General features: G+C 70.0%; 13 protein-coding genes. 9 read left to right on the forward strand and 4 right to left on the reverse strand.

Annotated features, from left to right (window positions below):
• The first annotated feature begins 9 nt into the window (after positions 1–9).
• The 6 genes from rimO to pspM all read left to right on the forward strand — a co-directional run bounded on the left by rimO (position 10) and on the right by pspM (position 5,144).
• Complete coding sequence (rimO, locus tag Ahu01nite_RS23240) at positions 10–1,536, forward strand: 30S ribosomal protein S12 methylthiotransferase RimO (RefSeq protein ID WP_203838721.1); 1,527 nt, start codon at positions 10–12, stop codon at positions 1,534–1,536.
• Positions 1,533–2,123 (forward strand): CDP-diacylglycerol--glycerol-3-phosphate 3-phosphatidyltransferase, encoded by a 591-nt coding sequence (pgsA, locus tag Ahu01nite_RS23245; RefSeq protein ID WP_239159059.1) that lies wholly within the window; start codon positions 1,533–1,535, stop codon positions 2,121–2,123. Before rimO ends, pgsA begins: the two co-directional genes overlap by 4 nt.
• Positions 2,120–2,611, forward strand: coding sequence for a CinA family protein (locus tag Ahu01nite_RS23250; RefSeq protein WP_203838690.1), 492 nt, complete (start codon positions 2,120–2,122; stop codon positions 2,609–2,611). The genes pgsA and Ahu01nite_RS23250 overlap by 4 nt, the downstream gene beginning before the upstream one ends.
• Positions 2,612–2,802: 191 nt before the next feature.
• The gene (locus Ahu01nite_RS23255) at positions 2,803–3,207 is read left to right on the forward strand and encodes a helix-turn-helix domain-containing protein (RefSeq protein ID WP_203838691.1); all 405 of its coding nucleotides are present in this window, start codon (positions 2,803–2,805) and stop codon (positions 3,205–3,207) included.
• A 301-nt stretch (positions 3,208–3,508) separates the two neighbouring features.
• On the forward strand, positions 3,509–4,363 hold the full coding sequence (locus Ahu01nite_RS23260) for a PspA/IM30 family protein (RefSeq protein ID WP_203838692.1): 855 nt from the start codon (positions 3,509–3,511) through the stop codon (positions 4,361–4,363).
• A gap of 16 nt (positions 4,364–4,379) precedes the next feature.
• Positions 4,380–5,144, forward strand: a complete 765-nt coding sequence (pspM, locus tag Ahu01nite_RS23265) for a phage shock envelope stress response protein PspM (RefSeq protein ID WP_203838693.1) — start codon at positions 4,380–4,382, stop codon at positions 5,142–5,144.
• A 29-nt stretch (positions 5,145–5,173) separates the two neighbouring features.
• On the opposite strand, the gene Ahu01nite_RS23270 is transcribed toward pspM, so the two are convergent.
• Positions 5,174–6,331: a Scr1 family TA system antitoxin-like transcriptional regulator gene (locus Ahu01nite_RS23270; RefSeq protein WP_203838694.1), complete on the reverse strand. Its 1,158-nt coding sequence runs from the start codon at positions 6,329–6,331 to the stop codon at positions 5,174–5,176.
• Positions 6,332–6,488: 157 nt separating this feature from the next.
• On the opposite strand from Ahu01nite_RS23270, the gene Ahu01nite_RS23275 reads away from it, so the two are divergent.
• Positions 6,489–6,647 carry a hypothetical protein gene (locus Ahu01nite_RS23275; protein ID WP_203838695.1) on the forward strand — a complete coding sequence of 53 codons (159 nt, stop codon included), beginning with the start codon at positions 6,489–6,491 and terminating at the stop codon, positions 6,645–6,647.
• On the opposite strand, the gene Ahu01nite_RS23280 is transcribed toward Ahu01nite_RS23275, so the two are convergent.
• Together Ahu01nite_RS23280 and Ahu01nite_RS23285 are read right to left on the reverse strand one after the other, a co-directional pair.
• Entirely contained in the window at positions 6,640–7,428 is a 789-nt protein-coding gene (locus tag Ahu01nite_RS23280) for a DNA-formamidopyrimidine glycosylase family protein (protein WP_203838696.1), read from the reverse strand. The two genes, Ahu01nite_RS23275 and Ahu01nite_RS23280, sit on opposite strands and share 8 nt — an antisense overlap.
• 17 nt (positions 7,429–7,445) lie before the next feature.
• Positions 7,446–8,231 carry an SAM hydrolase/SAM-dependent halogenase family protein gene (locus Ahu01nite_RS23285; RefSeq protein WP_203838697.1) on the reverse strand — a complete coding sequence of 262 codons (786 nt, stop codon included), beginning with the start codon at positions 8,229–8,231 and terminating at the stop codon, positions 7,446–7,448.
• A 67-nt stretch (positions 8,232–8,298) separates the two neighbouring features.
• Between Ahu01nite_RS23285 and Ahu01nite_RS23290 the strand changes: the two genes are divergently transcribed.
• Together Ahu01nite_RS23290 and Ahu01nite_RS23295 are read left to right on the forward strand one after the other, a co-directional pair.
• Positions 8,299–9,228: an LLM class F420-dependent oxidoreductase gene (locus Ahu01nite_RS23290; RefSeq protein ID WP_203838698.1), complete on the forward strand. Its 930-nt coding sequence runs from the start codon at positions 8,299–8,301 to the stop codon at positions 9,226–9,228.
• Between the two features lie 86 nt (positions 9,229–9,314).
• On the forward strand, positions 9,315–9,821 hold the full coding sequence (locus tag Ahu01nite_RS23295; protein ID WP_203838699.1) for a GNAT family N-acetyltransferase: 507 nt from the start codon (positions 9,315–9,317) through the stop codon (positions 9,819–9,821).
• Here the strand turns inward: Ahu01nite_RS23295 and Ahu01nite_RS23300 are convergent.
• Positions 9,808–11,037, reverse strand: a complete 1,230-nt coding sequence (locus Ahu01nite_RS23300) for an RNA polymerase sigma factor (RefSeq protein WP_307794540.1) — start codon at positions 11,035–11,037, stop codon at positions 9,808–9,810. The two genes, Ahu01nite_RS23295 and Ahu01nite_RS23300, sit on opposite strands and share 14 nt — an antisense overlap.
• Between the last annotated feature and the right edge of the window lie 47 nt (positions 11,038–11,084).

Genomic DNA, 11,084 nt, shown 5'->3' on the forward strand with positions numbered 1-11,084 from the left:
CGGGGGACGATGCTTTCCGGGGATGCCGGTAACCTTGGACGAGTGTCAGTAACCCCTGCCCCCCGCCGCGTTGCCCTCCTCACCCTCGGCTGTGCTCGGAACGAGGTCGACTCCGAGGAGTTGGCGGCACGCCTCGATGCCGGCGGATGGCAGGTCAGCACCGACGCCGAGGGCGCTGACGTCGTCGTCGTCAACACCTGTGGCTTCGTCGAGAAGGCCAAGCAGGACTCGATCGAGACCCTGCTCGCCGCCGCCGACACCGGGGCCAAGGTCGTCGCCGCCGGCTGCATGGCCGAGCGTTACGGCAAGGAGCTGGCCAAGAGCCTGCCCGAGGCCGAGGCGGTGCTCGGCTTCGACGACTACACCGACATCGCCGCGCGGCTCGACGGCATCCTGGCCGGGGAGAAGTTCGACTCCCACACCCCGCGTGACCGCCGCGAGCTGCTGCCGCTGACCCCGGTGAAGCGCCAGGAAGCCAAGGTCGTCATCCCGGGGCACGCCACCGTCGACGAGCACACCCCGGCCCACCTGCGTCCGGTGCTGCGCCGCCGGCTCGACACCGGCCCGGTCGCCAGCCTCAAACTGGCCAGCGGATGCGACCGGCGCTGCGCGTTCTGCGCGATCCCGGCGTTCCGCGGGGCGTTCGTCTCGCGTGACCCGCAGGAGCTGCTGGCCGAGGCCGAGTGGCTGGCCAAGAGCGGCGTGCGCGAGCTCGTGCTCGTCAGTGAGAACAGCACCTCCTACGGCAAGGACCTCGGCGACCCGCGGGCGCTGGAGAAGCTGCTCCCCCAGCTCGCCGCCGTGGACGGCATCGTGCGGGTGCGGGCCAGTTACCTGCAGCCGGCCGAGACCCGCCCCGGCCTGGTCGAGGTCATCGCGAACACCCCGGGTGTCGCCGCCTACTACGACCTGTCCTTCCAGCACTCCAGCGAGCCCGTGCTGCGCCGGATGCGGCGTTTCGGGTCCACCGACCGCTTCCTCGAGCTGCTCGCCTCCGCGCGCGCCCTGGCGCCGCAGGCGGGGGCCCGGAGCAACTTCATCGTCGGTTTCCCCGGCGAGACCAAGCAGGACGTCGACGAGCTGGTGCGCTTCCTCACCGAGGCCCGCCTCGACGCGATCGGCGTCTTCGACTACAGCGACGAGGACGGCACCGAGGCGGCCGGCCTGACCGGCAAGGTCCGCGAGGCCACCATCAAGCGCCGCTACCAGCGGATCAGCGACCTCGCCGACGAGCTCTGCGCCCAGCGCGCCGAGGACCGGCTGGGCTCGTTCGTCGAGGTGCTCATCGACACCGTCGACGCGGGCGAGATCGAGGGCCGCGCCGAGCACCAGGCGCCCGAGGTCGACGGCTCGACCATGCTGGTCGCCGGTGACGAGGGCGCCGACCTCGCCGCGCTGCGCCCCGGTGACCTCGTCCGCGCCCGCGTCACCGCGACAGAGGGCGTCGACCTGGTTGCCGTGCCCGTCGAGATGATCTCCGCTGCCCCGTCGGCCGTCTCCGCGCGGACGGCTCCGGTGTCCTCGGCGGCGTCGTGACCGACGAGCCCGTGCCTGTTGCCTCGGCCGCACGGCGGGTTCCGCTGAACAATCCGGCCAACATGCTGACCGCCGTACGCATAGTGCTGGTCCCGGTCTTCGTGATGTTCGTCGTGGCGTCGCAGATGACCGACTCGGGCTGGCGCATCGCCGCGTGCCTGACGTTCTGCGTGGCGTCCGCGACGGACTTCGCCGACGGGTGGATCGCCCGGCGCTACGAGCTGGTCACGTCGTTCGGCAAGGTCGCCGACCCGATCGCCGACAAGGCGCTGACCGGGAGCGCGTTGATCCTGCTGTCCGCGTACGGTCAGGTGTCCTGGTGGGTGACCGGTCTGATCCTGCTGCGTGAGTGGGGTGTCACCGCCCTGCGGTTCTGGGTGATCCGTTACGGCATCATCCCGGCGAGCCGCGGCGGCAAGCTCAAGACCGCCCTGCAGATCGCGGCGATCGCGTGGTTCCTCTGGCCGGTGCCCTCGCCGTTCGACCTGGTCGGCGTCGGCCTGATGGTGGCGGCGCTAGTGATCACTCTCGTGACGGGGGTGGACTACGTGCTCCAGGCCCTGCGGCTACGCCGGAAGGCGATATGACAGCGCCGGAGGGCGATACGGCAGTGCCGGCCGCGGCCGCCGTAGCTCTGCTGATCGAGCGTGGGCAGACGCTGGCGGTGGCCGAGTCGCTCACCGGCGGGCTGCTGGCGGCGACGATCGTCGAGATCCCCGGGGTGAGCGCCGTCTTCCGGGGTGGGCTGGTCGTTTATGCGACAGACCTCAAGCACTCACTCGCGGGAGTGCCGTCGAGCCTGCTCGACGAGCGCGGGCCGGTCGACGGGGATGTGGCGCAGGCCCTGGCCGAGGGCGCCCGGGAGCGCTGCGGGGCCGACTGGGGACTGGCCACCACCGGTGTCGCGGGGCCCGACCCCCAGGACGGCAAGCCGGTCGGCCTGGTTTACGTCGCAGTGGCGGGTCCCACTAATAAAATTGTGCGGGAGTTGCGACTGACCGGGTCGCGGGCCGCCATCCGGCTCTGGGCGATGCTCTCCGCGCTCGACCTTCTCGCGGATGAGCTGCGAAAATAACACCGGGGAATCCGTCGGTGATCGTAAGTGTTGATGTCCTCGGATGAATAGTCACACCCGTCCCGCGGGCAGACGACGGTTCCCAGGCGCCCCGGAATTCGGCGGGGCGGGATGTCGGCGTCGCCCGCAGCGGGTACGGTTGCGGGAAGCCTCCGGCGGTTGCCGGCGGCCCCGCCGCAGGAGGAGGTGCCATGGTCCTGCTACGCCGGGTTATCGGTGACGCACTTCGGGCGCGCCGGCAGGGACAGCACCGCACGCTGCGTGAGGTGTCGACCGCCGCCAACGTCAGCCTCGGGTATCTCTCCGAAATCGAACGTGGCCAGAAGGAAGCGTCCAGCGAACTCCTCGCTGCGATCTGCGAGGCCCTCGGCGCACGCCTGTCCGAGCTGCTCGGCGAAGTGAGCGGCACGCTCGCCCTCGCGGAGGGCATGGAAGGCGTGCTCGTGCCGGTCGACCAGGATTCCGCTCCCAAGAAGGCCGCCGCCGCGATCGCCACCAACGGCAGTGTCTCGGTCTCGGTCCGCCAGGACACGCCGCTCAAGGCGACCCTGCGCGCGACCCGCAAGCGTGAGCGTGACGTCGTCTACGCGGCCTGATCTTCAAGCAGCGCGATTCCGTTTCTTCCATAGCTTTGGTGTATTTCGGTCCCTCGAGCCTCGGGGGGCCTGTTTTTCGTGCTCATGTTGCTCGCCGGGTCAACCGTCCCGGCATCGCAGGAACGACGATTCACGCGTAGCCTCGACGTGGGGGATCCCCCGGGAAACCCTGAGATCCCCCGTAGGTCACGTGACGCCGGTGGCGTGGAGCTGACACGATGGAACCCGCGCCATCGTGAATGCCCCTCGGGCCGCGTCGGTGGCGCGTACGAGGCAGCGACATTGAGGGGATACCGCGGATATGGCGAACCCGTTCGTCAAGGGCTACCGATACATGATGGCGCTGTTCGGCGCGAAGATCGACGAATATGCCGATCCGAAGGTGCAGATCCAGCAGGCCATCGAGGACGCCCAGCGACAGCACCAGGCGCTCGTTCAGCAGGCCGCTGCCGTGATCGGCAACCAGCGCCAGCTCGAGATGAAGCTCTCCCGGCAGATGTCGGAGGTCGAGAAGCTGCAGGGCATGGCCCGGCAGGCCCTCGTCCTGGCCGATCGCGCCCGCTCCGGCGGCGACGAGGCCGAGGCGCAGAAGTATGAGTCGACCGCTCAGACGCTCGCCACCCAGCTCGTCTCCGGCGAGCAGGCGATGGAGGACCTGAAGACCCTGCACGACCAGGCCCTGGCCGCGGCCGGGCAGGCGCGCAACGCGGTCGAGCGCAACGCGACGGTGCTCCAGCAGCGCATCGCCGAGCGGTCGCGCCTGCTGAGCCAGCTCGAGCAGGCCAAGATGCAGGAGACGGTCGCCAAGTCGCTCGAGTCGATGTCGTCGCTCGCCGCGCCGGGCAACACCCCGTCGCTCGACGAGGTGCGCGACAAGATCGAGCAGCGCTACGCGAGCGCCATGGGCCGGGCCGAGCTCGCCGCCAACTCGGTGGAGGGACGGATGCTCGAGGTGCAGCAGTCGAGCCTCGACATGGCCGGCTCCTCGCGTCTCGACCAGATCCGGGCCAGCATGTCCGGCGACAAGCTCGGTGGCGCCCCGGCGCAGCCGGCCGTCGAGCAGGCCCCGACCTCCGACCCGGCGAGCGTCGCCCGCCTCGACGAGATCCGGGCCAGCATGAACGCCAAGCGCGGAGACACCTCAGCCGCAGGTTGAGATCGGGGGAGTGACGGTGGATGAGCGAGCCAGATACTTTCGGCGGCTCCGCAAGCTGCGCGGTTCAGCGCGCCGCTGGAGCGTCGTGGGTGGCGGTCTGACCGCGGCCACCGCCGTCCTCACCCCCTACGCGGGCATCGGCATCGCCGACGCGGTCTGGGCCGCGTCGGCGGGTGCCACGGCCGCCCTCGCCTGGTGGCGCTGGAAGGACCACCGGGAGCTGGCAGCCATCCCGCCACCACCCGCCCCGCCCGCGGTCCTCCCGGGCCAGCGCCTGGTCGCCGCGGTCGAGCGGATCCCCGCCGGCCGTCAGGTGATCCAGGAGATGCGCCGCCACCGCGACCGTTACGCGGTCCGCGGCTCGGCGGTCGCGCAGGCCTGGGACCGCCTCGACCGCGCCTCCACCACCCTGGTGGGCCTCGCGGGCCGGCTGACCGGCCCCGGCGAGGCAGCCCTGCTCGAAGCGACGGTGGCCGAGCAGTGGCTCCGCGACCTCGGCCAGCGCGTGGCCAGCGTCGAGCGTGCCCTGCCCCTGACCGCCCCGGATCGCCGTGGCGTCCTGGAGCAGTCCCACGAGAGCCTCGCGACGCAGTTCACCGAGGGCGTGACGGCCTACGAGAGCCTGGTCGCCGCGGCTGCCAGCTACGTCGCCGAAGACGGCCACCCGATCCTCGGCGGCCAGCACCCGACGCTGAGCAGCCTCGTCGACGCAACCGACCGCCTCCGAGGAATCGCAGAAGGCCTCTCCGAACTCCGCCGCCCACCCACCCCGGCCGCCTGACCCCGTCCGCTGTCGCCTGGCGGGACCCGTCAGTTCAGCAGCCGCTCGTGGAGCCGGTTGAGTAGAGCGAGAGAGCGGCCCGGCGGCTCAGCGTCGATGACCATGTGCATCATCATCGCGACGTAAGGATCCACGTCGTCGCGCGAGTCCAGGTAGATATCGCTGGTCAACTGCTCCACCTGCACGATGTCCGGCGTCTCGGGATCGCGCAGCCGCAGAACGCTGAAACCCGGTGCGGCCACTCCGGTCGCATCCCAATTCGCGTTGTGCACCTGCAGGCAGAGACCGCGCGACCGGATCCGCGTGAGCAGATGCTGAATTTGATTACGCATCACCCGCCGATCGCCGATCCCCGGGTGAAGCACCGCCTGATCCAGTACCACCCACAACTTCGGCGGCTTTTCGTTCTCCAGTATTCGCTGCCGTGCCATGTGCACCCGACTGCGTAAGACGCTTTTCTCCTCGGTCATGAAGCTGGTGCCGAGAATCTGTACCGCTTTGGCGTATTCCCTCGTCTGCAACATGGCCGGGACCAGTTTCGGCTCGTAGATCCGAATCATCTCGGCCTCCGCGGCGAGCCGCTGGTAGGTGTCCGGTTCCTTGCCCGTCAGCGCAAAGAAGCGGTCGAGCCGGCCCGGCTGATGCGCCGTGTGCAACAGCGCGGTCAACCGTTCTCTTTCCCGCGGCTTGTCGACGCCGTAAAGATCGAGCATCGGTGCCAGGCCGGAGACCGGCAGTGGCCGGCGTCCGGCCTCGACGGATCCGACCGTGTTCTCGTCGAGGCCAAGTGCCTCGGCCGCCGCAGCGCGGCTGATGCCACGGGCTTCGCGATGACGGCGCAGACCTATCCCCATCAGGACCTGCGTCACGGTGGGCTCCGGCGCTGACCCGGGGTGCTCCTCGCGCTGCCGCTCCTGCTTCTCCCGAGCGGTCACCCACATCCCGTGGAAGATCTCCACGTCGCCACCCAGTGCGCTGACGAATACCTCGATCTGTCCCCAGCGTCGCTTCTCGATGCTTCGCAGCACCTCGCTTGCGGTGGCGTGGCTGATACCTCCATGGGTTCTGGACGCGATGCTCCGCAGGCTCGGCTCCCCGGCGTGCAGATACAACCGGCGGATGGCATGGCGCAGGTCGAAGAAGGGGTCGGAGCTGACAGTGGCGTTCATAGTGCGGGCAATCTTCATGGTCATTGACCATCGGGTCCCGGTAATTGACGGGAGCCGACACCGGTGGCCTGTAAATCTTTGTCAGTGGATGTGCGCGATTGTCAATTCTCGTTTGCGCGCGTCATTTTTCGCGGCAATTCGTAAATGCGTACGCTCGCCGGACCACGCTTGACGCATGACTGAACCCGATGCTGGATTACCGCTGCGCTGGGCACTTCTTGTCGTCGTCGCGCTGGGTGGCGGGCTCGCCGTGGGCATGGCGGCGGGCCTGGTGCCAGGTGTGATGGTAGGGCTGGGCGCTGCGGGGCTGCTCCACTCGATCCTGCCTAAGTAGGTTTGGGCTGGCAGCGGGGGCACCAGTAGGTGACGCGTTCGTCGAGGTCGGCTTTCTGGATGGCGGAGGCGCAGCGGCGGCAGGGTTGTGCGCGGCGGCCGTACACATAGCTGGTCTGGCCTCTTCGCAGTTGACCCGTGGTTGTCTGGGTCCAGCGGCCGCGGTTGGAGGCGACGAGCTTCTGGGCGAGGACGACCGTGCCCCGCAGATCCTTGACCTCGTTGACCGGCAGCCAGGGCCAGAGCCCGCGCAGAAACAGCGTCTCCGCCTTGTAGAGGTTGCCGACACCTGCGAGGTTGCGCTGGTCGAGCAGGGCCTCCGCGATTGTCGTGTCCGGCGTGGCGGCGATGCGGCGGACCGCCTCGTCCGGGTCCCAGTCGGCGCCCAGCAGATCGGGGCCGAGATGGCCGACGAGGGTGTGCTCCTGCTCGGTCGGGATCAGGGCGAGCTCGTGCAGGTGAAATCCGACCGCGACCGCCTTCTCCGCGCGAAGGACCACCCGGATGAGATGTGCGGGCCGTCCTCCCCAGCGTTCCCCCAGGGCGTACGCACGCCACGCCCCGTCCATCCGCAGGTGCGAGTGCAGCGTCATCGCCCGGTCGTCCCGGGTCAGCCGCAGCAGCAGATGCTTGCCGCGGCTCGCCGACTCCGCGACCGTCCAGCCGGTGAGGTCGGTGGTGGCCAGCTGCGGGACCCGGAAGTCCGACCCGGTGAGCACGGCGCCGGTCAGCGCCTTCTCGACGACGCGGGCGGTGTTCCAGACGGTGTCACCTTCAGGCATGGCCTAGTGGTGCCCCGTCACCGCTCGGAGATGCGTACGACATCACCCGGGGTGACCGAGAGAACGACCACGGCCCTGCCCCCGTTCACCGCGACGGCGACCCTGCCGGACGAGTCCTCGAAGACGATCAGCTCGCCGGGCGCCGCGTCCCCGAACGTCTGGGCCAGCCGCGCCTTCACCCCACCGGCCACGAGCTCGGGGCCGAGACCGCTGAGCATCGACCCGTTCGCGGCGAGCTGGACGTTGCCGAACCGGTCCACCGTGACCACCTCGGCCTCGATCCAGCCGTCGCCGATCGCGACCACCGGGTCGGGCAGCCGGACGATCGTCTCCGGGTCGACGGGGGTGCCCGCCTCGGCGAGCGGGGCGCCCAGCGCAAGGTGTGCGGCGACGGGGGAGAAGATGTCGCGGCCGTGGAACGTACGCGAGACGTCGCCGAGGAACCACTCCTGGTTGGTCAGCTCCACCACCTCCTCGACGCCGCCCAGGGCCTCCGCAGCCCAGACCAGCAGGCCGTTGTCGGGGCCGACGAGCAGGCCGTTCGGCGTGCCGATGCCGATGCCGCGCCGTGCGGTGCCGACTCCCGGGTCGACCACGGCGACGTGCACGGACGGGGGCAGGTGCGGCGCGGTCTGGGCGAGCACCGCGGCACCACGGGCGACATCCGCGGGCGGGACGTGGTGTGTGACATCGATGACACGTACGGCGGGAGCGAAGCGTGCGATCACCCCGTGGCAGGCGGCGGCAAAACCGTCGAAAGTGCCATAGTCGGTGGTGAGGCTGATCCATCCATAGGTGCCCATGGTGAATCACGTTACTGCTCCGGCACGGCTCCATGGCGCGCCGCGCCACTCTGGCACTGTGGACCTCATGCGTCTCGTGATCTTCACCGAACCCCAGCAGGGCGCCAGCTACGAGGACCTGCGCCGGCTGGCTCAAGTAACCGAGGACACCGGCTACGACGGCTTCTTCCGCTCGGACCACTACCTCGCCATGGGCGGCGACGGGCTGCCCGGCCCGACCGACGCGTGGGCCACGCTGGCCGCGCTCGCCGTGCAGACCAAGCGGCTGCGCCTCGGCACGCTGGTCACCTCGGCGACGTTCCGGCTGCCCGGCCCGCTGGCCATCACCGTCGCCCAGATCGACGAGATGAGCGGCGGCCGGATCGAGCTCGGTCTCGGCGGCGGCTGGTTCGAGGCCGAGCACACCGGCTACGGCATCCCGTTCCCGCCGCTCGGCGAGCGTTTCGACCGCCTCGAGGAGCAGCTCGAGATCGTCACCGGGCTGTGGACGACCCCGCTGGGCTCGACGTACAGCTTCGACGGCAAGCACTACCAGGTCATGGACTCGCCGGCGCTGCCCAAGCCGGTCCAGTCGCCCCGCCCGCCGGTCATCGTCGGTGGCGCCGGCAAGAAGCGCACCCCCGCCCTGGCGGCCCGTTTCGCCGACGAGTTCAACACCCCGTTCGCCAAGCTCGAGGAGCTGCCCGCGATGTACCAGCGGGTTCGCGACGCCTCGGCGGCGATCGGCCGCGCGACCCCGCCGGCGTTCTCGGCCGCTGCGGTGCTCTGCGTGGGCCGCGACGACGCCGAGGTCGCCCGCCGGGCCGCCGCGATCGGCCGCGAGGTCCAGGAGATGCGCGACAACGGCGGCATCGTGGGCACCCCGAACGAGGTCGTCGACATCCTCGGCCGCTACGCGGAGACCGGCGCGACCCGGATGTACCTCCAGGCGCTGGACCTCGCCGACCTCAACCACGTGGAGCTGGTCGCCACGGCGGTGGCGCCGCAGCTCGCCTGAGGAATGCTTGCTCAATCGGCCCCACCTGGTTACTCAACCGGGTGGGGCCGATCCGTTTCCGGGATAAGGGTCGTAAAGTCCTAGCCGTGCAGATTGTCACCAAGCGACTGACTTTGCGCCGCCCGGCCCCGGCCGACATCGACGCGATCTTCGCGCTCCACCACGACCCCGAAGCCTGCGCGCACAACCCGTCGGACCTGCTCGCCACCCACGCCGACGCGGAGGAACGCTTCGCGCGCTGGGACGAGCACTGGCGGCGGCACAGCTTCGGCTACTGGGCGATCGACGACCGCGAGTCGGCGCGGACCCTCGGCTTCAGCGGCCTCAAGGTGGTCCGCTTCCGCGAGCGCGAGGTGCTCAACCTCTTCTACCGCCTCGACCCCGCCGCGTGGGGCGCCGGCTACGCCACCGAGGTGGCAACGGCAGTCGTGGCCTGGGCAGGCGAGCACCTCCCGGACTGGCCGATCCTCGCCCGCGTACGCCCGGAGAACATCGCCTCGCAGAAGGTAGCCCTCAACTCCGGCCTGACCCGTGCCGAGCACCTCGACGAGCCCGGCGAGGACGGCCCCGACTGGATGTTCACCGCGAACTGAGAAACTCCCGTTCCGCCTCGTTGCGGGTCAACGCCAACGCCTCACGGTAGGCGACCGCGGCCTCGGCGTCCCGGCCCGCTCGGCGGAGGAAATCCGCCTTGACCGCCGGAAGGTACTGGTACCCCGCGAGCCGGCCGTCGGTTTCCAGCTCCGCGATCGCCAGCAGGGCCCGCTCGGGACCGGCCACCTCGGCCAGCGCCACGGTGCGGTTCAGCGCGACAACCGGCGACGGCCACACCGACAACAACTCGTCGTAGAGTGCCAGAATCTGCGCCCAGTCCGTCGCCGCGTAGGTCGGCGCCTCCGCATACTGCGCGGCGATCGCTGCCTGCAGGACATACCGGCCCCGGCCCTGGCTCGGCTCCTCAGTGAGAAACTCGTGCGCTTCGGCAATCGCGGCACGGTCCCATTGCGACCGATCCTGCTGGTCCAGCCTCAGCAGCCGCCCCTGCGAGTCGACCCGGGTACGCCGCCGGGCATCGGTCACGAGCAGCAGGGCCAACAGCCCACGCACCTCTCCCTCACCGGGCATCAGCTCGTTCAGCACCCTGACCAGGTGCACACCTTGATCCAGGAGATCGGCCCGTATCAGCGACGCCCCCGACGGCGCGGTATGCCCTGCGGTGAAGAGCAGATGGATCACCCCGAGCACCCCGCGCAGCCGCCCGGCCAGATCAGCCGCCTCCGGCACCCGATACGGAATCCGCGCGGTCGCAATCTTCTTCTTCGCCCTGGTCAACCGAGCCGCCATCGTCGGCTCCGACACGAGCAACGCCCGCGCGACCTCCCCGGTCGACAACCCGCACACCAACCGCAACGTGAGCGCCAGCTGCGCCTCCTGCCCCAGCGCCGGATGACAACACATAAAAATCAACCGCAACCGCTCATCGGGTACGCAGCCAGCGCCATCACCTACCCCCGGCTCGCCCTCCACCTCTGCTTCCTCGGGCACCACCAGCAGCGGAAGCTTGGCCCGCAACACCCGCTCCCGCCGAACCGCATCAACCGCCCGCCGCCGCGCCGTGGTCGTCAGCCACCCCACCGGACTGCCAGGCACCCCACCCCCGGGCCACCCATCCAAAGCCGCCGCGTACGCCTCCTGCACACACTCCTCCGCCAGATCCAGATCCCGGGTGACCCGCACCGTCGCAGCCAGCACGATCCCCCACCCCCGCCGATGCGCCTCCGCAACCTCAGCCCTGACATCAACCGCCACCTCCGGCCCAGCGTCTCGCGCGCGGTCCGGCCCGGTCCCTCTCGTGC

This window comes from Winogradskya humida (assembly GCF_016862215.1).
GTDB lineage: Bacteria > Actinomycetota > Actinomycetes > Mycobacteriales > Micromonosporaceae > Actinoplanes > Actinoplanes humidus.

Coding starts and splice junctions, on each gene's coding strand:
- rimO (WP_203838721.1), top strand. CDS start 10: ATGCTTTCCGGGGATGCCGGTAACCTTGGACGAGTGTCAGTAACCCCT.
- Ahu01nite_RS23250 (WP_203838690.1), top strand. CDS start 2,120: ATGACAGCGCCGGAGGGCGATACGGCAGTGCCGGCCGCGGCCGCCGTA.
- Ahu01nite_RS23255 (WP_203838691.1), top strand. CDS start 2,803: ATGGTCCTGCTACGCCGGGTTATCGGTGACGCACTTCGGGCGCGCCGG.
- Ahu01nite_RS23260 (WP_203838692.1), top strand. CDS start 3,509: ATGGCGAACCCGTTCGTCAAGGGCTACCGATACATGATGGCGCTGTTC.
- Ahu01nite_RS23270 (WP_203838694.1), bottom strand. CDS start 6,331: ATGAAGATTGCCCGCACTATGAACGCCACTGTCAGCTCCGACCCCTTC.
- Ahu01nite_RS23275 (WP_203838695.1), top strand. CDS start 6,489: ATGACTGAACCCGATGCTGGATTACCGCTGCGCTGGGCACTTCTTGTC.
- Ahu01nite_RS23280 (WP_203838696.1), bottom strand. CDS start 7,428: ATGCCTGAAGGTGACACCGTCTGGAACACCGCCCGCGTCGTCGAGAAG.
- Ahu01nite_RS23285 (WP_203838697.1), bottom strand. CDS start 8,231: ATGGGCACCTATGGATGGATCAGCCTCACCACCGACTATGGCACTTTC.
- Ahu01nite_RS23290 (WP_203838698.1), top strand. CDS start 8,299: ATGCGTCTCGTGATCTTCACCGAACCCCAGCAGGGCGCCAGCTACGAG.